At 71.2% G+C, this 24,810-nt stretch carries 19 protein-coding genes and 2 pseudogenes; 12 read left to right on the top strand and 9 right to left on the bottom strand.

The features are described 5' to 3' along the window. Nucleotides 1-253: 253 nt before the first annotated feature. The 3 genes from ABZT87_RS16465 to ABZT87_RS16455 form a co-directional block, all read right to left on the bottom strand. The gene (locus tag ABZT87_RS16465) at nucleotides 254-2,425 is read right to left on the bottom strand and encodes an FUSC family protein (protein ID WP_355136320.1); all 2,172 of its coding nucleotides are present in this window, start codon (nucleotides 2,423-2,425) and stop codon (nucleotides 254-256) included. Nucleotides 2,426-2,512: 87 nt separating this feature from the next. Further along, entirely contained in the window at nucleotides 2,513-3,925 is a 1,413-nt protein-coding gene (locus tag ABZT87_RS16460; RefSeq protein WP_354855995.1) for an FAD-dependent oxidoreductase, read from the bottom strand. 204 nt (nucleotides 3,926-4,129) lie between these two features. Next, a complete protein-coding gene (locus tag ABZT87_RS16455; protein ID WP_355136318.1) occupies nucleotides 4,130-4,585 on the bottom strand; it encodes an RICIN domain-containing protein in 456 nt (151 codons plus the stop codon). A gap of 176 nt (nucleotides 4,586-4,761) precedes the next feature. Here ABZT87_RS16455 and ABZT87_RS16450 point away from each other — a divergent pair, with 176 nt between their 5' ends. After that, a complete protein-coding gene (locus tag ABZT87_RS16450) occupies nucleotides 4,762-5,172 on the top strand; it encodes a hypothetical protein (protein WP_354855993.1) in 411 nt (136 codons plus the stop codon). A 263-nt stretch (nucleotides 5,173-5,435) separates the two neighbouring features. On the opposite strand, the gene ABZT87_RS16445 is transcribed toward ABZT87_RS16450, so the two are convergent. Next, entirely contained in the window at nucleotides 5,436-6,815 is a 1,380-nt protein-coding gene (locus ABZT87_RS16445; RefSeq protein WP_354855992.1) for a cation:dicarboxylase symporter family transporter, read from the bottom strand. A 61-nt stretch (nucleotides 6,816-6,876) separates the two neighbouring features. Here ABZT87_RS16445 and ABZT87_RS16440 point away from each other — a divergent pair, with 61 nt between their 5' ends. Next, the gene (locus ABZT87_RS16440; protein WP_355136316.1) at nucleotides 6,877-8,499 is read left to right on the top strand and encodes a sensor histidine kinase; all 1,623 of its coding nucleotides are present in this window, start codon (nucleotides 6,877-6,879) and stop codon (nucleotides 8,497-8,499) included. Continuing rightward, entirely contained in the window at nucleotides 8,496-9,191 is a 696-nt protein-coding gene (locus tag ABZT87_RS16435; RefSeq protein WP_354855990.1) for a response regulator, read from the top strand. Before ABZT87_RS16440 ends, ABZT87_RS16435 begins: the two co-directional genes overlap by 4 nt. A gap of 82 nt (nucleotides 9,192-9,273) precedes the next feature. On the opposite strand, the gene ABZT87_RS16430 is transcribed toward ABZT87_RS16435, so the two are convergent. After that, entirely contained in the window at nucleotides 9,274-9,588 is a 315-nt protein-coding gene (locus ABZT87_RS16430) for a helix-turn-helix transcriptional regulator (RefSeq protein WP_354855989.1), read from the bottom strand. Then, nucleotides 9,588-9,981: pseudogene (locus tag ABZT87_RS16425) on the bottom strand (type II toxin-antitoxin system RelE/ParE family toxin). Before ABZT87_RS16425 ends, ABZT87_RS16430 begins: the two are co-directional and overlap by 1 nt. 276 nt (nucleotides 9,982-10,257) lie before the next feature. On the opposite strand from ABZT87_RS16425, the pseudogene abc-f reads away from it, so the two are divergent. After that, nucleotides 10,258-11,894, top strand: a pseudogene (gene abc-f / locus ABZT87_RS16420) (ribosomal protection-like ABC-F family protein). Nucleotides 11,895-11,946: 52 nt separating this feature from the next. On the opposite strand, the gene ABZT87_RS16415 reads toward abc-f, so the two are convergent. Further along, the gene (locus ABZT87_RS16415; protein ID WP_355136314.1) at nucleotides 11,947-13,155 is read right to left on the bottom strand and encodes a YncE family protein; all 1,209 of its coding nucleotides are present in this window, start codon (nucleotides 13,153-13,155) and stop codon (nucleotides 11,947-11,949) included. A 57-nt stretch (nucleotides 13,156-13,212) separates the two neighbouring features. Next, nucleotides 13,213-16,743 carry a DNA polymerase III subunit alpha gene (gene dnaE, locus ABZT87_RS16410; RefSeq protein ID WP_355136312.1) on the bottom strand — a complete coding sequence of 1,177 codons (3,531 nt, stop codon included), beginning with the start codon at nucleotides 16,741-16,743 and terminating at the stop codon, nucleotides 13,213-13,215. 132 nt (nucleotides 16,744-16,875) lie between these two features. On the opposite strand from dnaE, the gene ABZT87_RS16405 reads away from it, so the two are divergent. The 8 genes from ABZT87_RS16405 to ABZT87_RS16370 all read left to right on the top strand — a co-directional run bounded on the left by ABZT87_RS16405 (nucleotide 16,876) and on the right by ABZT87_RS16370 (nucleotide 23,733). Continuing rightward, entirely contained in the window at nucleotides 16,876-17,496 is a 621-nt protein-coding gene (locus ABZT87_RS16405; RefSeq protein WP_355136310.1) for an L-threonylcarbamoyladenylate synthase, read from the top strand. Between the two features lie 91 nt (nucleotides 17,497-17,587). Then, entirely contained in the window at nucleotides 17,588-18,127 is a 540-nt protein-coding gene (locus ABZT87_RS16400) for an RNA polymerase sigma factor (protein WP_355136308.1), read from the top strand. A 144-nt stretch (nucleotides 18,128-18,271) separates the two neighbouring features. After that, on the top strand, nucleotides 18,272-18,613 hold the full coding sequence (locus tag ABZT87_RS16395; protein WP_110564981.1) for a PadR family transcriptional regulator: 342 nt from the start codon (nucleotides 18,272-18,274) through the stop codon (nucleotides 18,611-18,613). Then, complete coding sequence (locus ABZT87_RS16390) at nucleotides 18,610-19,557, top strand: permease prefix domain 1-containing protein (protein WP_355136306.1); 948 nt, start codon at nucleotides 18,610-18,612, stop codon at nucleotides 19,555-19,557. The genes ABZT87_RS16395 and ABZT87_RS16390 overlap by 4 nt, the downstream gene beginning before the upstream one ends. A gap of 119 nt (nucleotides 19,558-19,676) precedes the next feature. After that, nucleotides 19,677-21,005 carry a sensor histidine kinase gene (locus ABZT87_RS16385; RefSeq protein ID WP_355136304.1) on the top strand — a complete coding sequence of 443 codons (1,329 nt, stop codon included), beginning with the start codon at nucleotides 19,677-19,679 and terminating at the stop codon, nucleotides 21,003-21,005. Then, nucleotides 21,002-21,700: a response regulator transcription factor gene (locus tag ABZT87_RS16380; protein ID WP_355136302.1), complete on the top strand. Its 699-nt coding sequence runs from the start codon at nucleotides 21,002-21,004 to the stop codon at nucleotides 21,698-21,700. Before ABZT87_RS16385 ends, ABZT87_RS16380 begins: the two co-directional genes overlap by 4 nt. 81 nt (nucleotides 21,701-21,781) lie before the next feature. Next, complete coding sequence (locus ABZT87_RS16375; protein ID WP_355136300.1) at nucleotides 21,782-22,675, top strand: ATP-binding cassette domain-containing protein; 894 nt, start codon at nucleotides 21,782-21,784, stop codon at nucleotides 22,673-22,675. After that, a complete protein-coding gene (locus ABZT87_RS16370; protein ID WP_355065689.1) occupies nucleotides 22,672-23,733 on the top strand; it encodes an ABC transporter permease in 1,062 nt (353 codons plus the stop codon). Before ABZT87_RS16375 ends, ABZT87_RS16370 begins: the two co-directional genes overlap by 4 nt. Before the next feature lie 151 nt (nucleotides 23,734-23,884). Here the strand turns inward: ABZT87_RS16370 and ABZT87_RS16365 are convergent, their stop codons facing one another. Continuing rightward, the gene (locus ABZT87_RS16365; RefSeq protein WP_355136298.1) at nucleotides 23,885-24,502 is read right to left on the bottom strand and encodes a DUF402 domain-containing protein; all 618 of its coding nucleotides are present in this window, start codon (nucleotides 24,500-24,502) and stop codon (nucleotides 23,885-23,887) included. Nucleotides 24,503-24,810: the final 308 nt, after the last annotated feature.

Raw genomic sequence — 24,810 nt, 5'->3', positions numbered from 1 at the left:
CGCTAGGCGGGCTCGTCGCGCAGGGGCACGGCCAATCGGAGTCCTGCGGCCTGCGGGCTCCCGGCGGCGGACTGCCGGCGGTTCGCGGGCTTGCGGGCTGCGCCCGGCACCCCGCACCCGGCGCCCGCCGCTCGCCACCCGGAGCCGGGCACCGGGAAGGGCGTAATGACTCTCAGGTATAGATATGACTCTGAGGTATGTCGCTCACGACCAACCTGCCTCAGAGGCGACCAGCCAGGCGCGGGCGGCGACGTCATCGACGCCGGTTCGCGTCCGGCGGGTGGATCCGGGTGAGGCTGTCGGCGAGGCCGGCGAGCCATCGATCGACCTCCACCAGGTGCCGTACCGCCGAGGAGTCGACGTCGCCGAGCAGCGGACGGACCCGGTCCACCTCGTCGACACAGTCGGTCGGGGCCGGCACCGGGCCCGCGGCCCGGCCCTGTGCCACCTCTCCGGCCAGCTCGTCGTACGCCGAGCGCAGTTGCCCGACCGCGTCCCGCAGCAGGGCCGCCGCCGCCGGCCAGCCGGCGAGGCAGCCGGGCGGGTTGCGCCGCAGCAGCGACTCGGCGCCGGGCACCACGTGCTGTCCGGCACCCAGGACGGCGTCCCAGTTCACGCGTGCGCGCTGCGGGTCGTGGCGCTCGGAGTGGTACTGGCAGTAGGACGAGTCGACCAGGACCATCCGCTGGCGGACCCGATCGAGGTCGTCCTCGGGCGGCGGGGCGTCGCCGAGCACCGCCTCGACGGTCCGCTCGACCGCGTCCCCGCTGGCCGTCAGGTAACGCGTGGCGTTGGGGCGCAGGTCGCGGCTCGCACCGCGCGGCCACATGGCGACGCCGGCGAGCACACCGATCACCGCGCCGAGCCCGACGTCGACCAGCCGGGCCTCGGCGAGCCGCCAACCCTCGGGGCTGAGCTGACTGAACACGACCGTCAGCAGCAGGGTGAACAGCGCCTGTTGCCACACCGGGCCCAGCAGCCGACCGACACCGAACGCCAGCAGCAGCGTGACCGGCAGAACGACGGCGTACACGACAGGGTCCTCGACGAGGAGCACCAGCAGGCCACTGACGACGACGCCCGCGATCGTGCCGAGCACTGCGGGTCGCAGCGCGGTGCGCGTGTCGGCGGCCGAGGTCCGCAGGACCGTGAGTGTCGCCAGGAGCACCCAGAAGCCGTGGTTGAGCTGCAACACCCCGGCAGCCACCCGGGCGACCGACAGCGCCACGGCCAGCCGAAGCGCGCTGTGCAGGTGTGCGGAGCTGGGAGCAAGGTGGGAGCGGAACTGCCACCAGTACAGCGTCCACGGGCTGTGTCGCGCGTACCCGAAAAGTCTGGGGTAGGCCTCGCCTCCGGCGGGCCGTGCCCCGGCGGCGACCCGGGCACCGACGGCGAAGACCCGCACCTGGTCGGCGAGGGCCAGCGCGGTCGCGTCCCGGCACATCCGGGGTACGTCCGGCGCGTCGGCGCCGCCACCTCGCCCCACCGGGTAGGCGGCCTCGGCCGCGCGGATCGCGACGTCCAGGCCAGCGAGGTCGACCGGCGGCGCACCCGGTGACAGGCTCCGGCCGGCGGCCCGGGTCGTCTCAGCGCAGGTGCGCACCAGCCGCGCCGCCGCCAGCTCTCCGATCGGCTCCGGCGGGGCGTCCCCCGCGAGCCGGTCCGCCTCGGCGAGCACCTCCCGCAGCGCCGCCGCCGAGATCCGCAGAGCCCGGTCCTGGGCGCCCGCCGCGGTCGGCGCCCGCTCCGGCGGGTTGCGGCCCAGACCGAGCGGGGCCACCAGGTCGTACGCCCGCGCGCGCCGGCTGTCCCGACCAGCGTGACCGGCGTGCGGGTCGGTCAGCGCGTCGGCGGCGTCGTCGAGGAACGCCCCGACGCCGTCCGCCGCCCGGGTGAGCAGCTGCCGGAAGGTGACCGGCACCGGGTCGGGCCAGAGCAGCACCTCGGCCGCGGCGAGCAGCACGATCGCGAGCGTGACCCCGCCCAGTCGCTGCGGCAGGGTGTCCGGTTGGTACGGCGGAAAGGACGCCAGAATGTAGAAGAGCTGGAACGCGCTGGCCAGACCCACCAGGCGTGGATTCCCGACCCCCGCGAACGCCACGACGAACCCGACGACAAGCATCCCGCCGGCCGCCGCCCACGTGCTCCACGCCAGCAGCGTGCCGGCCGCGATCAGCGCCCAGACCGCCGGCAGCGACGTGACGAGGATCCGCGCCCGCTGCGGCGCCGGACCGGGCAACTGGGCGAACGACCCGGCGGCGATCGCGCCGAACAGCCCGTACGTGGCGAGCACCGGGCTGCCCGCCCCGTACCGGCAGGCGTAGAAGATGACGGACGCGACGAGCGTCAGGCGCACCGCGCGCCGCAGGACGGCGTCCCCCGGGTCACGGCGGCGCAGCCGGCCAAGGAGGCTGGTTGCGAGCACGCCTGCTCCCCCGGTTCGTCGCGGCACCCCTTCCCGACCCACCATTCTCCACCGCACCCCGCCACGGGCTGCGGGTTTGGCGACGAATCACCGCCGAGAGCGGCCGCGCAGGCCGAAGCGGAGCGCCCGGAACAGGGTGCCGGGGCGGCTCAGGGCGGCCGGGTGGTCGAGCATTGTGGTCACCCGCCCCAACCGGGCGTTGAGCACCGGGTCGGTGAGCGACGCCCGGAAGAGCAGATCGCCGAACCACTTGGTGACCCGGTAACCGGGCGGGTACGGCCCGTCGACGTGCGGCAGCTCGATGTCGGCGGTGGTGGAGACCTGCCAGGCGGCGTCGACCACCACGCGGACCTGGTCGAAGTACGCCCGCGCGGGCTCGTCGTGCGGCTTCGGCCCGGACCGCAGATAGTTTGACAGGCAGGAGGCGTGCAGCGTCGCGGAGGTCATGCCCTGGCCGTACACCGGGTTGAAGGACGCGACCGCGTCACCGGCGGCGACCAACCCGGCGGGCAGGCGGTCGAGCTCATGGAAGTCGCGGCGTCGGCTGTCCGCCTGGTGGTACGTGACCACCGGGCCGAGCATCTCCCCGTGTTCGGCGATGTCACCGAACATCTGCGGGTAGTGCTTCCGGCAGCGGGTGGTGAAGTCGGCGACATCGCGGCTGGGCCGGTCCCCGTCGTAGCCGGCGACCAGCATGATCCAACGGTCCCCTTCGACCGAGTTGATCCCGCCGATCCGGGCGGTACGCCCCTTGCCCGCCATGGTGTGGAAGACCGCCACCCAAGCGTCGCTGACCTTCTCGTCGCGCTTGTAGAGCGCCGTCGCGTAGTTCAGCTTGATCGGCATACGGTGCATCGGCGGGCGCGGCCACCCCTCCTCGGCCAGCCAGTCACTCAACCGGCTGGACCGGCCCATCGCGTCCACCACCAGGTCCGCCGTTTCGACGACCGGCTCGCTGCCGCCCTCGGGCACGTACCGGGCGCCGGTGACGCGCCGCTCGTCGAAGAGGAGGCCCTCGGCCCGGCCGTACACCATCTGGATGTTGTCGACGGCGAGGGTCCGCCGACGGACCAGCGCCTCCAGGAACGGACGCGTGGTGATCAACGCCGGCCCGGTGCCGGTCGCTGCCGGCGGCAGACCCAGTACGCCGTTGATGAAGACCTTCGCGGTGCCCTGGTCGCGCGGCGGCGGAGGGGCGCCGAGCGCCAGCGCCTCGTCGGCGATGCCGGGAAACCAGCGTTCCAACTGGACCTGACCGGCGGGCAGCAGCGCGTGCACCTGGCTGCCCTGGGGCACTCCCGGCCGAGGCCCGGCGTCGACATTGGACGGATCCCGTTCGATGATCAGCACTTCCTCGGCGTGATCGCTCAAAACCCGGGCCGCCAGCAACCCGGCCATGCTGCCGCCGAGCACCACCGCTCGCCGCATGACCACTCTGGTCTCGGCCGGTCGTTCGGCCGTCGCTATCTCCGCGAAGAGCCGGGACGGAGAGGGGGCCATGCGATCACTCCTCGAACGGTCGGGAAACCTCGGCATCCACGACCGTAACCACCGCAGCGCCCGCCGTCAGCCTTCAGTTGGCCCGCTGGCGTAGCGCCGTGCCAGCAGTGTGCCGGCCGCGATCAGCGCCCAGACCGCCGGCAGCGACGTGACGAGGATCCGCGCCCGCTGCGGCGCATCACCGCCGCGAGGGCCGACGGCGCGCTACGCGGTGGTGCGTCGCCACTGCTGGCTGGCGCCGGTGCCGCACGTCCACTGCACGGCCTGAGCACCGTCCGCCGTGGCGGCGTTCAGCACGTCGAGACACTTCCCGCTGTGGCGGGCCACGAGCCTGACGTAGCCGGTTCCGAGGTCCTCGACGCGCCACTGCTGATTGGTGCCGCCGTTGCAGGTCCACTGGATCACGCGGACGCCGTCGGCGGTGGCGCCCGCGCCGCCGTACACGTCGAGACACTTGCCGCTGCTGACACTTGTCACCGTCGAGTAGCCGCCACCGGCGTCCTGGAACCGCCACCGCTGGTTGGCCTGCCCGTTGGCGCCCCACTGGACGACGTTGGCGCCATCGGCGGTGGACGCGTTGAAGGCGTCGAGGAGCTTGCCGCTGTGCCGCGCGGCCACCGTGTAGGTGGTCGGCGTGGGGGCGGTGGTCAGCGGCGCCACCCGGTACAGGCCGCTCCCGTGGGCGGGGATGGATCGGGTGAGCGTGCCGGTGACGGTGCCGAGACCGGCGCCGGACCACAGGTCGGTGACGGTGGCCGAGCCGATGCATGGCGCTTATCGATGTTAACGCTCACACACCCCCTGTCAAGTGCACGGAGGGTGGGTACACAGAACCCGTGACCTACTTCGTGGACCTGACGCCGTACACGTACCTCAAGCGGCATGACGAGGACGGGCGTGGGCCATCCGACGAGCCGCTGCTCAACGTCGGCTGGCTGGACGCCTCGCATCCGTTCCCGACCGGCGCTCCCCCGGGCGGGTTGATGCCAGCTCTGACGGAACTGGCCAAGGTGCGAGTCCGCCAGACACGGGGACACCACTACTGCGAGATCTGCATCCGGGACCTGGGCGACGACGCCAGAGAAGCCATTCGGGAGGGCATGATCGCCCGCGAGAGCGCCGAATTCGAGGTGCGGGGCGACAACGTCGCGTACGCCGCTCCTCAGCTCCTGCTCCACTACGTGGACGCCCACGGATACCTGCCACCAGCCAAGTTCCGTGCGGCGGCCCTGAGGTCGACGAGCTGACCCAGGGCGACGCCGTCCGGGGCGCGGGAGGCGGTTGACAGGGTAGATCTTGGACAGTTTCCGTTAGCAGCTAACGGAAAGTGTCCAAGATTGCCAGCGGTGGCGGGGCCCGAGGTCGTGTCGCACGGGAGCGTTTGGTCTCTGTCGTCAGCCGGAGGTCAACCTCTCGGTGAAGATCGACACGAGATCAGCGATATCGGGGTGTCCTACAAGCTTGGATACCCCGATATCGCCGACCTGGAGTCGATCACCCCCCGGGACGGTCAGGCCGGGACGCCAGCTGGCGCGGTCGATTCGTCGGGGCGTGCCGCCGACTCGTCGTCGTGGTCGTCGAGCATGGTGGCCTCGTCGAACGGGTCGTCGCCGCGCAGCACGCCGGCCGCCCGGTCCCGGTCGAACTCGCCGGTCCAGGTTCCCACCAGGACGGTCGCCACCGCGTTGCCGGCGAAGTTCGTCAGCGCCCGCGCCTCCGACATGAACCGGTCGATGCCGACGATCAGCCCGACGCCGTCCACCAGGTCCGGCCGGTGCGACTGGAGGCCACCGGCAAGCGTGGCCAGCCCGGCGCCGGTGACTCCGGCGGCGCCCTTCGACGCGATGATCATGAACAGCAGCAGCGAGATCTGCTCGCCGATGGCCAGGGGCTTGCCGAGCGCGTCGGCGATGAACAGCGACGCCATCGTCAGGTAGATCGCGGTGCCGTCGAGGTTGAACGAGTACCCGGTCGGCACCGTGATGCCCACGACCGGCTTGCTCACGCCGAAGTGCTCCATCTTGGCGATGAGCCGGGGCAGCGCCGACTCCGACGACGAGGTCGACAGGATCAGCAGGAACTCCCGGCCGAGGTAGCGCAGCAGCGAGAAGATCGAGATCCGGGCCACGAACCACAGCAACGCGCCCAGGACGACCAGCACGAAGATCAGACAGGTGGCGTAGAAGCCGAGCATGATCTGGGCGAGGCTCTTGAGGGCGTCCACGCCGGTCGCGCCGACGACGGCCGCCATCGCGCCGAACGCGCCGATCGGCGCCAGCCACATGATCATGGCGAGGACCTTGAAGACGACCCGCTGGAGGACGGCGATCGCGCCGAGCACGGGCTCACCGCGCCGGCCCATCGCCTGCACCGCGAAGCCGACGAGCAGCGCCACCAGCAGCGTCTGGAGTACCTCCCCCTCGGTGAGCGCGGAGAAGAGCGTGGTCGGGATGATCCCGAGCAGGAATTCCGCCGTACCGCCGGCCTCGTCTCCGGCGGCGGCCTTGCCGGCGCCCGCGAGGTCCTGGCCGAGGTCCAGGCCGGAGCCGGGGTGGATGAGGTTGCCGACGACCAGGCCGATGGCGAGCGCGACGGTCGACATGGTCAGGAAGTAGCCGAGCGCCAGGCCGCCGACCTTGCCGACCTTCGCGGCCTGCCGGACGGAACCGACGCCCAGCACGATCGTGCAGAAGATGACCGGGCTGATCATCATCTTGATCAGGTTGACGAAGCCCGTGCCGATCGGCTTGAGTTCCTTGCCGAAATCGGGGGCGACCAGGCCGACCACGATGCCGGCGAGCACGGCCACGATGACGGCCAGGTACAGGTAACGGGTACGGTCCCGGCGGGCCGACGGCTCCGCCGTGGTGGTGGATGCGGTGGTGTCCATGTCGACAATGTGAAGCGCGTCTCACCCGTTGACATCCTTGCGGTCATTCTGTTCACCGCGGATGCGTCAGCGGCGGCGTGCCGAGGAGGTGGTGGAGGTGGCCCGACGGCAGTGGAGCATCGCGGGGCAGCTGTTCGCCCTCCAGGCGGTGGTGGTGACGCTGCTCGTGCTGGCCGGCGCGGCGGGCGCCGTCTGGCTGGCCCGCGTCGACTCCCGCCAGGCCGCGCAGGAGGAGGTGCTCGCGGTGGCGCAGACCGTGGCCCGCTCCCCCGACGTCCGCGCGGCCCTCACGACCGCCGACCCGGCCAGCATCCTCCAGCCGTACGCCGAATCGACCCGGCTGGCCACGGGCACCGACTTCGTGGTCGTGATGGCCCCCGACCGCACCCGTTTCTCGCACCCGACCCGGGACCGCATCGGCGAGCCGTTCGTCGGCGACATCGGGCCCGCCCTGGCGGGGCACCCGTTCACCACCACCAACGTCGGGACGCTCGGCGAGTCGGTGCGCGCGGTCGTGCCGGTGTACGACGAGCAGCGGCGCATCGTCGGCCTGGTCTCGGTGGGCATCACCACCCGGGCCATCAACCGCAAGCTGCTGCGCCAGCTCCCCGTGCTGCTCGGCGTCGCGGCGCCGGCGCTCGCGCTCGCCGCGACCGGATCGTGGCTGCTCAGCCGCCGGCTGCGCCGCCAGACCCACGGCCTGGGACCGGCGCAGATGACCCGGATGTACGAGTACTACGACGCGGTCCTGCACTCGGTGCGCGAGGGTCTCGTGGTGCTGACCACCGATCGGCGGGTGGCGCTGATCAACGACGAGGGCCGGCGGTTGCTCGGTCTCGACGCCGACGAGCCGGTCACCGACCAGCCGGTGGCCGGGATCGACCTGCCGCCCGCCGTGGCCGAGCTGCTCGGCTCCGGGCGCGACGCCCTCGACGAGCCCATGCTGGCCGGTGACCGGGTGCTGGTGGCCAACCAGCGGACCGCTCGCTTCGAGGGCGCGCCGCTCGGCACCGTGCTGACCCTGCGCGACCAGACCGAGCTGCGTACCCTCGCCAGCGAGCTGGACTCGGTCCGCGCGCTGACCGAGGCGTTGCAGGCGCAGACCCACGAGTCGGCCAATCGCCTGCACACCGTCCTCACGCTGGTGGAGCTGGGCCGCGCCGACGAGGCGGTCCGGCTCGGCACCCGGGACCTGGCCCACGCGCAGCAGCTGACCGACCGGGTGGTCGACGCGGTCACCGAGCCGGCCCTGGCCGCGCTGCTGCTCGGCAAGTCCGCCCAGGCCGGCGAGCGCGGCGTGGACCTCGTCATCGAGCCGGACTGCCGCCTCGACGACAGCCCGTTGCCGACCAACGACCTGCTCACCGTCGTCGGCAACCTGATCGACAACGCCCTGGAGGCGGTCGCCGGCACGCCCCCGCCGCGTACGGTGCGGGTCTTCGTCGGCGCCGTCGACGACGAACTGGTGGTCCGGGTCGCCGACAGCGGCCCCGGGCTGGCCGAGGACCGGGTGGCGGACGCGTTCCGGCGCGGCTGGTCCACCAAGAGCAGCGGCCGGGGTCTCGGTCTGGCGCTGATCGGGCAGGTGGTCCGCCGCCACGGTGGCCGGCACGAGGTGGCCCGCTCGGACGACGGCGGCAGCCTGTTCACGGTCCGACTACCGGTCGGCGGTGCCCCGCGATGACCGACATCCGGGTGCTGGTCGTCGAGGACGAGCCGCTGCTGGCCGAGGCGCACGCCGCGTACACCGAACGGGTTCGGGGTTTCGTGGTGGTCGGGGTGGCGCACACCGCGCGGGCGGCGATGGCGGCTCTGCGCGCGGGTGGCGGCGGCGACGTGGACCTCGTACTCCTGGATTTTCGGCTGCCCGACCTGCACGGCCTGGACGTCTGCCGGGCGCTGCGCGCGGCCGGCAGCAGCGTCGACGTGCTCGCGGTGACCTCCGCGCGGGACCTGGCGGTGGTGCGCACCGCGGTGTCCCTCGGGGTGACCCACTACCTGCTCAAACCGTTCACGTTCGCGGCGTTCCGCGACAAGCTGGAGCGCTACGCCGACTACCGCGCCCAGGCGCTCGCCGACGGTGAGGTGACCGCCCAGCACGACGTGGACCGGATGTTCGCCACCCTGCGCGGCACCGCCGGGCACAGCCTGCCCAAGGGCCTCGACGCGCAGACCCTCAATCGGGTACGTGCGGCGCTGGCTGACGGATCCGGCCCGGGTGCGGGGTTGTCCGCGACCGAGGTGAGCGCGGCGACCGGCATCTCCCGGGTGACCGCCCGCCGCTACCTGGAGTACCTGGTCACCATCGACCGCGCGGTGCGCACCCCCCGCTACGGCACCCCCGGCCGCCCCGAGGTCGAGTACCGCCCCCGCTGACGCAACGCGACGTCAAGCGGCGCCGGGTGAATGCTTGAGTGATCAACGGCTGCTGTGGCCTGCACATGTGCTGATCGTCAGATCAGGCGATCTGGCGCAAGTCGTCGCCGTAGTCGAAGATGATCCGCATTCGGGCGCCGAGCGCTCGCGCATACCGACTCAGTGTCGCGACCTCATTAGCCTCCAGATCACCGTTCTCGATCTGGCTGATTCGGCCGGGCGTGACACCCATCAGCTCGGCCACCTGCCGCTGGGTCAAGCCCAACCGCTTCCGCTCCTCGGCAAGGTGGAACGCGCTGATCCACGCCTCGGTACGGGCACGTTCGGCGTCGAGCGCTTCATCGTCCCCGTCGTGCAGCTCGGCCCGGATGTCGTTCCAATCATGGAAGTCGCTCATCAGCCCTCCCTCCGCTTCTTCTCGAAGGCAAGCCAGCCCTCGTACGCAATCTCGGCCACCGGAATCGCCTTGTCGTACCATCGATTCCAATCTCCCGCCTTGTTGCCGGCCACCAGCAGGACGGCCTGGGACCAGGGATCGAAGACGAACAGCACCCGAACGGCAACGTCCCTTCCGGATCTCGGTCGAAGCTCTTTCAGGTTGCTGATGGTCGAGCCCTTGAGGGGTGTCGACCAGTGGCCGCCCCAGGGCCGGACCGGTATCCGCGAGCATGTCGATCGCTACGTTGACGGACCGGTACGTCGCAGGGTCGGCATCTCGCAGGGATCGCAACCAGTTACGGACATCCGTTGTCGTCTTGATCGCCCAGCGACGTGGCGGCTCATGAGACATGGACCAACTATAGCCTGAGCTATACAGAACCGCTGCGCTCTAATGCGGTGGCGGGATCAAGATCCGTTGTTAGACTTGCCGGGTTGGGTTGGCGGTACGACCAGGGAGACCAGACATGGCGGGTGACGACGACATCTCCGGGTGAGACCGGACATGTTCGGCCATCGGTTCGGCGCGCGTAGGCGCAGCCGCCGAGGCCATGCCGTCGTTCCACCGGTTCCCGTTGTCGTCGGGCGGCTTAGGCGCGCGCCCACCCCACCCTTCGAGGTCACTCGCATGTCTGATGCGTACATCGTCTGCTCGAACCTGTCCTTCTCCTGGCCGGACGACACCCCGGTCTTCTCGGAGCTGTCCTTCACCGTCCCGGGCGGTCGTACCGGCCGGTCGCGCCCAACGGCGCCGGCAAGAGCACCCTGCTGCGGCTGATCGCCGGGGAGCTGACGCCCGGCGGCGGCAGCGTCACCGTCGACGGCGTGGTCGGTTACCTTCCGCAGACGCTGCCGCTGGTCGGCGACCTGACCGTGGCCCAGGTGCTCGGCGTCGCCGAGCGGATCGCGGCGCTGCACGCCATCGAGGCCGGCGACGCCAGCGAGGAGCACTTCGCCACCATCGGCGACGACTGGGACATCGAGGAGCGCACTCGGGCCGAGCTGGACCACCTCGGCCTGGGTGACCTGGCGCTCGACCGGCGGCTGCACACCCTCAGCGGCGGTCAGGTGGTCTCCCTCGGCCTGGCGGCGCAACTGCTGCGACGGCCCGACGTGCTGCTGCTCGACGAGCCGACCAACAACCTGGACCTGGATGCTCGGCACAAGCTCTACGACGTGCTGTCCGACTGGTCCGGGTGCCTGCTGCTGGTCAGCCACGACCGGGAGCTGCTGGACCGGATGGACCGCATCGCCGAGCTGGAACGAGGCGAGATCAACTGGTACGGGGGCAACTTCACCGCGTACACCGAGGCGGTGCAGGCGGCGCGGGAGGTGGCCGAGAGCAACCTGCGCAACGCCGAGCAGGAGGTCAAGCGGGAGAAGCGGGAGATGCAGCAGGCCCGTGAGCGGGCCGACCGGCGGGCCAGCAACGCCGCCAAGAACCTGAAGAACGCCGGTCTGGCCCGGATCGTCGCTGGTGGGCTCAAGCGCAGCGCGCAGGAGTCGGCGGGCAGGTCGCAGGAGACCCACTCCGCCCGGCTCGGCTCGGCCAAGGCCCGGCTCGACGAGGCCGGCCGGGCGGTCCGCGACGAGGACAAGATCACCGTCGACCTGCCGGACACCACCGTCCCGTCCGGACGGACGGTCTTCTCCGGTACGGGGCTGCGGGCCCGCTTCGACGATCGGGAGCTGTTCGGCGGCGACGGCGCCGACCTGGTGATCCGGGGGCCGGAGCGGATCGCGCTCACCGGGGCGAACGGCGTCGGCAAGTCGACCCTGCTGCGCCTCGTCAACGGCGATCTCGAACCGGCCGGCGGCGAGATCAAACGGGCCGACGGGCGGATCGCGTACCTGTCGCAGCGGCTGGACCTGCTGGACCTCGACCGCACGGTCGCGGAGAACTTCGCCGCGTACGCGCCGAGCCTGCCGGACGCCAAGCGGATGAACCTGCTGGCCCGGTTCCTGTTCCGAGGCGCCCGGGTGAACCTGCCGGTCGGGGTGCTCTCCGGCGGCGAGCGGCTGCGCGCCACCCTCGCATGCGTGCTCTGCGCCGAACCGGCGCCGCAACTGCTGCTGCTCGACGAGCCGACGAACAATCTGGACCTGGTCAGCGTCGCCCAACTGGAGAGCGCGCTGACCGCGTACCAGGGTGCGTTTGTCGTGGTGAGTCACGACGAACGGTTCCTCGCCGAGATCGGCGTGCAGCGCTGGCTGCGGCTGGCCGACGGCCAGTTGCGGGAGATCGCGGCACCCGACCAGGGCTGACCCGACGTCGCGGCCCGGCCGGACAAACGTCGGCCGGCCCGGTACCGGGCCGCTAGCGGATGTTGCTGGTGTGGCCCAGGGAGTAGCGACCGGGCTGCGGCCAGACGGTGAGGCCGTGCGGGCCCTTGCCGACCGGGATCCGGGCCAGCAGTTTGCCGGTCGCGGTGTTCAGCGCGTACACCTCGTCGGTGAAGCGCCCGGAGAGCCACAGCACCTTGCCGTCGGCGGACAGGCCGCCCATGTCGGGGCTGCCGTTCGGGATCCGCCAGGTCGCGGTGCGCTTCAGGTTCGCCAGGTCGAGCACGGTCACCGTGCCCTCCTCGCGGTTGGTGACGTACGCCTGCCGGGCGTCCCGGCTGAAGTAGATGCCGTGCGCGCCCCTGCCGGTGGGGATGAACGCGGTCTGCCGGGTGGCCAGGCCATCGAAGACATACACCCCGTTGGCGCGCATGTCGGCGACGAGGAAGTGCTGGCCGTCCGGAGTCAGCCGGGTGTCCTGCGGCATCCCGTCGGGCGTCCGGTCGAGGCGAAACTCGCGCACCTTGCGCAGGGAGGCAGTGTCCAGCACCAACATCCGGTTGGCGAACTCGCAACTGAACAGCATCGTCCGGCCGTCGGCGGAGTAGTCCATGTGGTTGATGCCGCCGCACTCGGGAAACCGCACCGACCGCACCCGCTGCCAGCTGGCCAGGTCGTAGAAGTCCAGTCGCTGGTACGCCTCGGCGACCACAATCGCCTGCTTGCCGTCGGGGGTGAAGTAGAGGTTGTAGACGTCCTCGAGGTTGCGGAACTCGCCCGGCTCACCGGTCCGGGCGTCGATCGGGATCAGGCCACCCCGGGGGATCTGACTGGACGCCACGTAGAGCGTCCGCAGGTCGTAGGAGGGAACGACGTGCTGGGGCTCCGGGCCGCCGGGGAACTTCCCCACCACCTGGTACGTCCCGGGGTCGATCAACCAGACATCGTTGCTCTTGGTGTTTGGCACGTACACCATCGGGCGGTCGCCGCGTACCGCATCGGTCAGCTGGTCGGGGCCGGCGGCAGCGTAGACGTTGCCGGCCGCCGGATAGGTCGGCATTCCCGGTGCCAGCGGGCCGAAGGCGGTCGGTGCCGGCCCGGCCGCGCTCGCCCCGGCTGAGGTCGGCCCAGCCGTGGTCGACCCGGCATCGGCTTCGTTGGTGGACCCCCGGTCGGTGCAGGACGCGAGGCCGACCACCAGTGCCAGGGCGGGGACCACGGCCCGCAGGTGACGACACGACACCTTTTGACGATAACGGACATTTCCCCTGATGTTGGTGATTCCCCACGGCCAACCAGGTCAGCTCACGTTGGCCGGGCCGAGGACGCTCTTCAGGTCACCCATCAGCGCGGTGGTCGCCGCCACCCGGAACGGGCCCAGCCGCAGGGTGGTGGTGCGCCCACCGTTGAGCAGCTTGACGTGCACCTCGGTGTCACCGGGGTGCAGCACCAGGGTCTCCTTGAGCCGTTCCACAAGCGGCGGCGTGCAGCGGTGCACCGGGATGGTGAGGGTGACCGGCTTGTTGGTGGCGCTGGTGCTGACGTCCGGCATGGACATGTCCATCGCCATGATCCGTGGGGTGTCGTCGCGGCGGTCCACCCGGCCCTTGACCACCACGATGGCGTCCTCGGCGATGTACTGCCCGATCACTTCGTAGGTGTTGGGGAAGAACAGCGTCTCCACCCCACCGGCCAGGTCCTCGAGCGTGGCCGAGGCCCAGGCCCGCCCCTGCTTGGTGACCCGCCGCTGCACCCCGGAGAGGATGCCGGCGAGCGTGACGACAGCCCCGTCCGGCACCGCCCCGTCCTCGGCCAGGGACGCGATGGTGGTGTCGGCCGCCGCGCCCAGGATGTGCTCGAGGCCGAACAGGGGGTGGTCGGAGACGTACAGGCCGAGCATCTCCCGCTCGAAGGCCAGCTTGTCGCGCTTGTCCCACTCGCCGTCGCCGATGACCGGCATCACCGTCGTGCTGCCGGTGTCGGCGTCACCGAAGCCGGCGCCGAAGAGGTCGTACTGGCCGACCGCCTCCTTGCGCTTGACGTCGGCGTACGCGTCGATGGCGTCGGCGTGCACCGCGAGCAGCCCCTTGCGGGGGTGCTCCATCGAGTCGAACGCGCCCGCCTTGATCAGCGATTCGATGGTCTTCTTGTTGCAGACCACCGCGTCCACCTTGGACAGGAAGTCGTAGAAGTCGGTGTAGTCGCCCTTCTCCTGGCGGCACCGCATGATCGAGGCGACCACGTTCGCGCCGACGTTGCGGACCGCGGCGAGGCCGAAGCGGATGTCCCTGCCGACCGGCGTGAACGGCCCGGCCGAGGTGTTCACGTCCGGCGGCAGCACCTGGATCCGCATCCGGCGGCACTCGGACAGGTAGAGCGCCATCTTGTCCTTGTCGTCACCGACGGACGTGAGCAGCCCCGCCATGTACTCGGCCGGGTAGTGCGCCTTGAGGTACGCGGTCCAGTAGGACACCAGGCCGTACGCGGCGGAGTGCGCCTTGTTGAAGGCGTACCCGGCGAACGGCACCAGCACGTCCCACACGGCCTGGATCGCCTCGTCGGAGTAGCCGCGCTCGCGGCAGCCGTCCCGGAACGGGATGAACTCCTTGTCGAGGATCTCCTTCTTCTTCTTACCCATCGCGCGGCGCAGCAGGTCCGCCTGACCGAGGGTGTAGCCGGCGAGGATCTGCGCGGCGCGCTGCACCTGCTCCTGGTAGACGATCAGGCCGTGCGTGGGCGCCAGGATCTCCCGCAGCGGCTCCTCCAGCTCCGGGTGGATCGGCGTGATCTCCTGGAGGCCGTTCTTGCGCAGCGCGTAGTTGGTGTGCGAGTCGACGCCCATCGGGCCGGGCCGGTACAACGCCAGGACGGCGGAGATGTCCTCGAAGTTGTCCGGCTTCATCAACCGCAGCAGCGACCGCATCGGCCCACCGTCGAGCTGGAACACGCCGAGGGTGTCACCGCGGGCCAGCAGCTCGTACGCGGCCTTGTCGTCCAGCGGCAGGCCCAGCAGGTCGAGCTTGAGGCCGTGATTCAGCTCGATGTTCTTGACCGCGTCGTCGATGATCGTCAGGTTCCGCAGGCCGAGGAAGTCCATCTTCAGCAGCCCGAGCGACTCGCAGGTCGGGTAGTCGAACTGCGTGATGATCGCCCCGTCGGCGTCGCGGCGCGTCAACGGGATGTGCTCGATGATCGGCTCGGCGGACATGATGACGCCGGCGGCGTGCACACCTGTCTGCCGGATCAGCCCCTCGATGCCCTTGGCCGTGTCGATCACCTTGCGGACGTCCGGGTCGGAGTCGTACAGGCCCCGGATCTCGCCGGCCTCGGCGTAGCGGGGGTGCTTCGGGTCGAAGATGCCGGTCAGCGGGATGTCCTTGCCCATCACGGCCGGTGGCATCGCCTTGGTGATCCGGTCGCCGACCGCGTACGGGAAACCCAGCACCCGGGCCGAGTCCTTGATCGCGGCCTTCGCCTTGATCGTGCCGAAGGTCGCGATCTGGGCGACCTTGTCCTCACCCCACTTGTCGGTGACGTACTTGATCACCTCACCGCGCCGACGCTCGTCGAAGTCGATGTCGACATCCGGCATCGAGACACGCTCGGGGTTGAGGAACCGCTCGAAGATCAGGCCGTGCTGGATCGGGTCCAGGTCGGTGATGCCCAGCGCGTACGCCACGAGCGAGCCGGCGGCCGAGCCACGACCCGGGCCCACCGCGATGCCCTGCTTCTTCGCCCACTGGATGAAGTCGGCGACCACGAGGAAGTACGACGGGAAACCCATCTGGTTGATGACGCCCAGCTCGTACTCGGCCTGGACGACGTGGCCCTCCGGGATGCCGTTCGGGTAGCGGCGGGCCAGCCCGGCGAAGGTCTCCTTGCGGAACCAGGACTCCTCGGTCTCGCCCTCGGGCACCGGGAAGCGCGGCATCAGGTTGTGGAACTCGAACATGCCCTTCGGGTCGACCTTCTCGGCCACCAGCAGGGTGTTGCGGCAGCCCTGCTGCCACAGCTCGGACGAGTCGACCGCGCGCATCTGGTCGGCGCTCTTGACGAAGTAGCCGCCGCCCTCGAAGCGGAACCGGTTCGGGTCGTCGATGTTGCTGCCGGTCTGCACGCAGAGCAGCACGTCGTGCGCGGTGGCCTGGGCCTCGTGCGTGTAGTGCGAGTCGTTGGTGACGACCGGCGGGATGTCCAGCTTGCGGGCGATCTCGGTGAGACCCTCGCGGACCCGGCTCTCGATGGAGAGGCCGTGATCCATGATCTCCAGGAAGTAGTTCTCCTTGCCGAAGATGTCCTGGTAGCTCGCGGCGACCTTGAGCGCCTCGTCGAACTGCCCCAGCCGCAGCCGGGTCTGCACCGCGCCGGACGGGCAGCCGGTGGTCGCCATGATGCCCTCGGCGTGCTCGGCGATCAGCTCCATGTCCATCCGGGGCCACTTGACGTAGTGCCCCTCCATGGACGCGCGCGAGTTGAGGGTGAACAGGTTCTTCAGACCCTGGGCGTTCTTCGCCCACATGGTCTTGTGGGTGATCGCGCCGTTACCCGAGATGTCGTCGCTCTTCTGCTCCGGCCGACCCCACTTGACCCGCGCCTTGTGATAGCGCGACTCCGGCGCCACGTACGCCTCGACGCCCAGGATCGGCGTGATCCCGGCGGCCATCGCCTGGTTGTAGAAGTCGTTCGCGCCGTGCATGTTGCCGTGGTCGGTGATCGCCACCGCCGGCATGCCCAGCCGGTTGGCCTCGGCGAACAGGTCCTTCAGCCGGGCCGCTCCGTCGAGCATCGAGTACTCGGTGTGCACGTGCAGATGCGCGAACGAATCAGCCATGCCTGGCGCCCCCCGGCGGTGTGGATCTCGGTGGTCGGAGCCGACCGGGACCTACCCTACCGAGGTGATCTCGGCGGCTCCACCGTCCGCGCCGAGGGTGGTCCGCGTCTCCCCCACGACTATTCTCGGAACATGGCGAGGTACTACGACGTACACCCGGAAAACCCGCAGCCCCGGATCATCGGCCAGGTTGCCGACCTGATCCGCGGCGGTGGGCTGGTCGCGTACCCGACGGACTCCTGCTACGCGCTCGGCATCCAGTTGGGCAACCAGGACGGCCTGGACCGGATCCGCCAGATCCGCCACCTCGACGACCGGCACCACTTCACCCTGGTCTGCCGGGACTTCGCGCAGCTCGGTCAGTTCGTCCAGATCAGCAACGCGGTCTTCCGCCTGGTGAAGGCGTCCACGCCGGGCAGCTACACGTTCATCCTGCCGGCCACCAAGGAGGTGCCGCGCCGGATGCTGCACCCGAAGAAGCGGACCGTCGGCGTGCGGGTGCCCCGGCACACCGTGACCCAGGCGCTACTCGCCGAGTTGGGCGAGCCGCTGGTGTCGAGCACCCTGGCGCTGCCCGGCGAGGACGAGCCGATGACCCAGGGCTGGGAGATCAAGGAACGGCTCGACCACCAGCTCGACGCGGTGCTCGACGCCGGCGACTGCGGCAAGGAGCCGACGACGGTGATCGACCTGTCCGGGCCCGAGCCGGAGATCCTGCGCCGGGGCGCCGGCGACGTGTCCCGCTTCGAGTAGCGCGGGTCGGGTGCCGGACCGGACGAGGGCGGGCCACCGCCGCCGGCCGTACGCTTGAGGATCGGCCACCGGCGAGCATTGGACACCCGGCATGCCCGACCCCCCGGACCTCGACGCCCTGGCCCGCCGCGCCGCGCAGGGCGACCCGGCGGCGCTGGACGCCCTGCTGGTCGCGGTGCGTCCGGAGGTGCTGCGGCTGTGCGCCCGATTCCTGCCCAACCGTCAGGACGCCGAGGAAGCCTGCCAGGACACGCTCCTGGCGCTGGCCGGCGGCGTCACCCGGTTCGAGGGTCGCTCCTCGTTTCGCACCTGGCTGCACCGGCTGGCCGCCAACCGGGCCCGCTCCACGTACCGCACGCTGCGACGCCGCTGTCGACTGGAGGCCGGCGGCGTTCCGGTGCCCGACCAGGCCGATCCCCGACGGACCAGCGTGGTCGCGGGCACCCGCCTCGATCTGCTCGACGCGTTCGACTCGGTCCACCCCGACCACGCCGAGGTGGTGGCCCTGCGCGACGTCCTCGGGCTGAGCTACCCCGAGATCGCCGCCCTGCTCGACGTGCCGGTGGGCACTGTGAAGTCCCGGTTGCACCTGGCCCGGCGGCAGGTCCGGCAACGGCTCGGCGCCGGATGAGCCCGGCGTCGTCCCGCCGGCTCGTCGTCGTCCTCGCGGCCACCGTGGGGGTCGCCGCATGTCGGAGCGGCCGAAACGGGGCTTGGGCAAACACGATGATGTCGTAGTGGACAACACTGTGTGGCACACAGTATGGTGTGACACATGGTTAGCGAGGATGTTCTACGGACGCACCTGCAGGAGCTGCGTCGAGGCACCGTCGTGGTGGCCAGCCTGGTCGCGCTCCGCCGACCGGACTACGGCTACGCACTGCTGCAACGGCTCACCGACCACGGCTTTCCGGTCGACGCCAACACGCTCTACCCGCTGCTGCGCCGCCTGGAGGACCAGGGCCTGCTCACCAGCGAGTGGAACACCGAGGAGAGCCGGCCGCGCAAGTTCTACCGGACCAGCGACGAGGGCGAGTCGATGCTGAGCCGGCTCCTGGACGACCTCGCCGCCGTACAGACCTCCATCACCGGGCTGATCCAAGGAGTGGACCGATGAACACCCTGACCGACCGCTACCTGGCCGCCACCCTGCGCTCGGTGCCCGCCCAGCGTCGCGCCGAGATCGCGACCGAGCTGCGCGCCTCGATCGAGGACATGATCGAGGACCGGACCGGGGGCGGCGAGGACGCGGCGGCCGCCGAGCGGGAGGTGCTCACCGAGCTGGGCAACCCCGACCGCCTGGCCGCCCGCTACGCCGACCGCCGGCTCCAGCTCATCGGCCCCACCTACTACCTGATCTGGCTGCGGCTGCTGAAGCTGCTGCTCAGCTTCATCCCGGCGCTCGCCGGCACGGTGGTCACGGTCGTCGCGGTCGTCGACGGCAAGGGCTTCGGCGCGATCGGGCCGGGCCTCGTCATCGCCCTGCACGTGGCCGTGCACATCAGCTTCTGGCTCACCCTGACCTTCGTCCTCATCGAGCGGTCCCAGCCCGCCGTCGACCTGCCCGACTGGACCGTCGACGAGCTGCCCGACGTCCCCGCGCACCGCGACGTCTCCCTCGTCGACACCATCGCGGCGGTGGCCATGCTGGTGCTGACCATCGGCTACCTGCCCTTGCAGCACTACCAGTCGTGGGTGCGTGCCAGCGACGGCGACAACATCCCCGTCCTCGACCCGGCGCTCTGGTCGTTCTGGCTGCCGGCGCTGATGGTCGTCCTGCTCGCCATCGCGGTGTTCGAGGTCGTCAAGTACCGGATCGGGCGCTGGAGCTGGCCGCTGTTCGCGGTGAAGGCGCTGCTCAACCTGGCGTTCACGGTGCCGCTTGCCGGGCTGGCGCTCTCCGACGCGCTGCTCAACCCGGCTCTGGGCGAGCGGCTGAGCTGGCTGGCGGACGCGGACAACCGCAGCCTCCTCAACGCCCTCATCGCGCTGGGCGTCGCCGTGGTGCTGGTGTGGGACCTCGTCGACACGGTCCTCAAGAGCCGTCGCCAGACGACCTGAGCGACAGCGGAGACGGCGGCCCGGCGCGGACACCGCGTCGGGCCGCCGCACGTCGGCGCGCTGTCCCCGCCGGGCCGTCCGGATAGCGGACGCGGCTGACGACGTGGCATCGTTCCCGGATGACCGAGGCACAGCGCGACGAGTGGCGCCGTCCGGGCCCGACGGCGGAGCAGCGGCGGATCGACCTGTGGATCGGGCTCGCGGTGACCGGGCTGGCGCTGGTCAGCCTCACCCTGGCCCGCAGCACCGGGGCGTTCCTGCTGGGGCCACCGCCGTCCGGGCCGGAGCAGCTGTTCTGGACCGTCGCGGTGACGCTTCCGCTGGTCGGGCGGCGGCGCTGGCCGGCAGCCACCCTGCTGGTCGTCGCGGTGGCGTTCATCGCCGCGCAGGCCCGGTCGGCGCCGGAGACCCAGTTCTCCGCGTGGGCCCTGTTCTGCGCCCTCTACACGATGGGCGCCTGGGGACCGGACCACCAGGTGGCCCGCCGGCTGCGGATCGGCGTGATCGCCACGATGTTCGCCTGGCTGGGCGTCTACTACGCGGTGACGATCGACCACATCCCGCCCGGCGCCTTCGACGACGCGGTCGGCCCGGTGCCGCCGGTGCTCGCCGCGATGGTCAGCGGCGTCCTGGTCAACGTGCTGGTCTTCGGGTTCGCGTACTTCTTCGGCGAGACCGCCTGGGTGGCCGCGCGGCGCGAGCACGAGCTGCGCGAACAGGCCGAGGAGCTGCGCCGGTCCCAGGCCGAGGGCCGGGAGCGGGCGGTGCTCGGCGAACGGGTCCGGATCGCCCGGGAGCTGCACGACGTCGTCGCCCACCACGTGTCGGTGATGGGCGTACAGGCGTCCGCCTGCCGCCGGGTGTTCGACCGCGACCCGGGCAAGGCCCGCACGGCACTCGCTGCCATCGAGCAGAGCGCCCGCACCGCCGTCGACGAGCTGCGCCGGATGCTCGGCGTGCTGCGCGCCTCCGGCGACGGCGACGTCGAGCGGCCCGCGCCCGGCGACGTCGAGCGCATCGCCGAGCTGGTCGAGCGGGCGCGGGCCGCGGGCCTGAGGGCCACCCTCGGGGTGTACGGCGAGCCCGTCGCACTGCCCGAGTCGGTCTCGCAGGCTGCCTACCGGGTGACGCAGGAGGCGGTGACCAACACCCTGAAGCACGCCGGGGCGGATCTGCTGGATGTGCGGGTCCGCTATCTGGCCCGGGAGGTGGAGGTCGACGTGACCGACGACGGACGGACCGGCGGCCGGGCCGATGCCGCCGGGCTCGGCCTGATCGGGATGCGCGAGCGGGTCACCGCGCACGACGGCGAGCTGGAGGCCGGGCCCCGGGCCGGCGGGGGTTGGCGGGTCCGCGCCCGCTTCCCGCTCGCGGACCCGGCGATCGGCCGGCAACGGGAGACTGGAGACGGACGGTCGTTGACGGCCGGGGCGGGGCGGTCGTCGTGAGCACCGCACCGATCACCCCGATCCGGGTGCTGCTCGCCGACGACCAGCATCTCGTGCGCACCGGCTTTCGGATCATCCTGGAGGTGGAGGACGACATCACGGTGGTCGGTGAGGCCGCCGACGGCGCGCGGGCCGTCACCATGGCCCGCGCCACGCGCCCGGACGTGGTGCTGATGGACGTGGAGATGCCCGGCATGGACGGGCTGGAGGCCACCCGGCGGATCACCGACGACGGGCCCGGCGCTCCGGCGGTGCTGATCCTCACCACCTTCGACCGCGACGACTACCTCTTCACCGCGCTGCGGGCCGGGGCCAGCGGTTTCCTGCTCAAGAACGGCACACCCGAGGAGCTGATCGAGGCGATCCGGGTGCTGGCCCGCGGCGACGGTCTGCTCGCCCCGGAGATCACCCGCCGGGTGATCTCCACGTTCGCCCGTCCCGGTGATCCGGCGGGCACCGCGCACCGGGGGGCCGATGCCGAGGCCGCGCTGGGCGAGCTGACCCCACGGGAACGGGAGGTGCTGGTGCTGCTCGCCGCCGGGTCGAGCAACGCCGAGATCGCTGCGATGATGTGCCTCGGCGAGGCGACGGTGAAGACGCACGTGAGTCGGGTGCTGGCGAAACTGGGCCTGCGCGACCGGGTCCAGGCGGTGGTGTTCGCGTACGAGAACGGGGTGGTCCGCCCCGGCGGATGACCGGTGTCCGTCGCTCGGCGGACCCCTCGGCTCAGCCCCCGGAGGGATGGCGGGCCGACGGGTTCGATCTAGCGTGGGCGCGTGACGAGAACGCTCCAACTCGACGGCGTCGACCGCAGTTTCGGCGACCGGCAGGTGCTCAAGAACGTGTCCTTCGAGGTGGCCGCCGGCCGGATGACCGGCTTCGTCGGCGCCAACGGCGCCGGCAAGACCACCACCATGCGGATCATCCTGGGTGTGCTCGCCCCCGACGCCGGGGAGGTGAGCTGGGGCGGCGCGAAGCTCACCCGGCAGGACCGCCGCCGCTTCGGCTACATGCCGGAGGAACGGGGCCTGTACCCCAAGATGACCACGCGGGAGCAGGTCGCCTATCTGGGCCGGTTGCACGGCCTGGACGCCCCCGCCGCCCGCCGCGCCACGGACGCTCTGCTGGAGCGGGTCGGGCTCGGCGAACGCGGCGACGACCTGCTGGAGACGCTGTCACTGGGCAACCAGCAGCGGGCCCAGATCGCCGCCGCGCTGGTGCACGACCCCGAGGTGCTGGTGCTCGACGAGCCGTTCTCCGGTCTCGACCCCCTCGCCGTCGACACGGTCGTCGCCGTGTTGCGCGAACGCGCCGCCGCCGGAGTGCCGGTGCTGTTCTCCAGCCACCAACTCGACGTGGTGGAGCGCCTCTGCGACGACCTGGTGATCATCAATGACGGGGTGATCCGGGCCGCCGGAAGCCGTACGCGGCTGCGCGACTCGTACACCTCGCCCCGCTTTGAGCTGGTGGTGGCGACCGACGCCGGCTGGGTCCGCGACCAGCCCGGGGTCACCCTGGTCGAGCTGGACGGCGCGCGGGCGGTCTTCGACCTGCCGGTCGGCGCCGACGAGCAGCCCATCCTGCACGCGGCCCTCGCCCGCGGCCCGGTCCGCGCCTTCCGCCCGGTCAGCCCCTCGCTCACCGAGATCTTCCGAGAGGTCACCCAGTGAACGTCACCCAGGCCACCCGGCTGGTCGCCGAACGCGAGATCCGGGTCAAGCTCCGCGATCGCACCTTCCTGTTCGGCACGCTGTTCTTCCTGGTGATCGCCGCTGCCGGCACCATCCTGCCGCCGTTGCTCTCCGGCGGCCCGAAGAGCGTGGCCGTCACCCAGGACGCGGCCGGCCCGCTGCGGGCCGCCGGGCTCGACGTCCGGGTGGTGGCCGACGACCGGGCCGCCGAGCAGGCCGTCCGCGACGGGGACGTGGACGCCGCGGTCGTCAGCGGTCCGGCGGTGCTCGCCATGGACGACGCACCTCACGAGGTGGTCCGGGCGCTGAGCATCGCACCGCCGGTGCGCCTCCTCGACCCCGACGCGGTCGACCCGGTGGTGGCGTTCCTGGTGCCGTTCGTGTTCGCGTTCGTCTTCTTCATCACCTCGCAGACCTTCGGCCTGCAGATCGCGCAGAGCGTCACCGAGGAGAAGCAGACCCGGATCGTGGAGATCCTGGTGGCGGCCGTGCCGGTACGGGCGCTGCTGGCCGGCAAGGTGATCGCCGGGGGCATCCTGGCGCTCGGGCAGATCGCGCTGATCGGTCTCGTGGCCGTCCTCGGCATGCGGATCGGCGACAGCGGGGACCTGCTCACCCTGCTCGCCCCGGCGATCGGCTGGTTCGTGCCGTTCTTCCTGCTCGGCTTCGTGCTGCTGGCCGCGATGTGGGCGGCGGCCGGCGCCCTGGTCAACCGTCAGGAGGACATCGCCGGTGTGTCGACACCGGTGCAGCTCGCCGTCATGCTGCCGTTCTTCGCGGTGATCTTCCTGAACGACAACGCGACCGCGATGCGGGTGCTGTCGTACCTGCCGTTCTCGTCGCCCACGGCGATGCCGCTGCGGCTGTTCACCGGCGACGCGGCTGGCTGGGAGCCGATCGTGTCGCTCGCCGTCCTGCTGGTCGCCGCCGGCGCCTTCGTGGTCGCCGGGGCCCGCGTCTACGAGGGTTCGCTGCTCCGCACCAACGGCCGGACCTCGCTGCGCGCCGCCTGGCGGGAGCGGGAGAGCATCGGCTGACCGGCGAGGGCCCACGCGGGCGTCGGTGTCCTGAGCGGACACCGGCACCCGTCGCGTACACCGGCCACCCGACCAGGTGTTTCTCGTCGATCGGGGGCGGAGTGCTGACCGACCACACGGCCGGCGCGGCTCACACGGCAGTCGCCCGTGGTCAGCGGGTGGGCACCGAGGCCCAGCCGTCCGGCAGCCGGGGCGGCGACCAGGCCGGGTCGGGTTGCCACCGCGCCCACGCCGGATCCCACCACCGCTGACCCGCGTCGAGCAGGGCGGCGATCCGGTCGCCCTCGCCGCGGATCGCGTCCGCCATGCCCGGATAGCGCCCCTCGACGAGGCGCTGCGCGAACATCTCGACGTCCTTCCAGACGTACCGGTCGTCGTCCGCGCCCCACCACAGGTCCAGCTCGTGGTCGAGAGTGTCCACCCCGATCGGGGTACGCCGCAGCGGATCCTGAAGGTTGAAGTACCAGCCCGCGAAGTCGCGCTGCGGGCCCGTCCAGAACACGTCCACCGAGTGCGCCTCGCCCGGCCGGTGCAGCATCAGCTTGCCGTGCCCCGACCAGGAGCGGTGCCCGGCCGTCTCCCACGGGTGCCGGCCACAGGGGAAGACGCCGTCGGTCGGGAAGCCGAACTCCGCCCCCGGCGGGAGGTAGAGGGCGAGCAGGTCGGGCGAGTCCTCGACGCAGATCGTCGGGCAGCCGAACCAGACCTCGCCCCGCAGGATCTCCCGCCGGACGACCACGTCACCCGGCGCGAATCGGCGTTCCACCATCTCCCCCGGAACCTCCTCGTTCGCTCCCCGAGGAAGGAAGCCTACGGCCGCCGCTCCCCTAGACGAATAAGTCCTAACTCGAGACGGGGCTGGGGTTGCGGCGAAGGGCGCTGGTCATCCGCTTTGGCTGCCCGCCGTGTCGGACTGCTGTTGAGCGGTATACCTCAGAGGTATGAATATGACTCTGAGGTATACCGCTTACGACCGCATCCGCCCCGACGGAGGTGACCGAGGGTCACCGCTGGCCGCGCCCACCGCCCCAGCCAAGATTAGGAATTATTCGTCTAGGAGGAGTCAGAGGCTGGACA

Source organism: Micromonospora sp. NPDC005237 (assembly GCF_040607775.1).
Classification (GTDB): domain Bacteria; phylum Actinomycetota; class Actinomycetes; order Mycobacteriales; family Micromonosporaceae; genus Micromonospora.
The sequence above is the reverse complement of the archived record's forward strand: the minus strand, read 5'-3'. Positions and strand labels throughout refer to the sequence as shown.

Bases quoted from the DNA above. Each gene is read 5' to 3' on its own strand.
- ABZT87_RS16430 (WP_354855989.1), bottom strand. From the start codon at position 9,588: ATGAGCGACTTCCATGATTGGAACGACATCCGGGCCGAGCTGCACGAC.
- ABZT87_RS16365 (WP_355136298.1), bottom strand. From the start codon at position 24,502: ATGGTGGAACGCCGATTCGCGCCGGGTGACGTGGTCGTCCGGCGGGAG.
- ABZT87_RS16400 (WP_355136308.1), top strand. From the start codon at position 17,588: ATGCCCGACCCCCCGGACCTCGACGCCCTGGCCCGCCGCGCCGCGCAG.
- ABZT87_RS16440 (WP_355136316.1), top strand. From the start codon at position 6,877: ATGCGTCAGCGGCGGCGTGCCGAGGAGGTGGTGGAGGTGGCCCGACGG.
- ABZT87_RS16460 (WP_354855995.1), bottom strand. From the start codon at position 3,925: ATGGCCCCCTCTCCGTCCCGGCTCTTCGCGGAGATAGCGACGGCCGAA.
- ABZT87_RS16390 (WP_355136306.1), top strand. From the start codon at position 18,610: ATGAACACCCTGACCGACCGCTACCTGGCCGCCACCCTGCGCTCGGTG.
- ABZT87_RS16395 (WP_110564981.1), top strand. From the start codon at position 18,272: ATGGTTAGCGAGGATGTTCTACGGACGCACCTGCAGGAGCTGCGTCGA.
- ABZT87_RS16435 (WP_354855990.1), top strand. From the start codon at position 8,496: ATGACCGACATCCGGGTGCTGGTCGTCGAGGACGAGCCGCTGCTGGCC.
- ABZT87_RS16445 (WP_354855992.1), bottom strand. From the start codon at position 6,815: ATGGACACCACCGCATCCACCACCACGGCGGAGCCGTCGGCCCGCCGG.
- ABZT87_RS16405 (WP_355136310.1), top strand. From the start codon at position 16,876: ATGGCGAGGTACTACGACGTACACCCGGAAAACCCGCAGCCCCGGATC.
- dnaE (WP_355136312.1), bottom strand. From the start codon at position 16,743: ATGGCTGATTCGTTCGCGCATCTGCACGTGCACACCGAGTACTCGATG.
- ABZT87_RS16385 (WP_355136304.1), top strand. From the start codon at position 19,677: ATGACCGAGGCACAGCGCGACGAGTGGCGCCGTCCGGGCCCGACGGCG.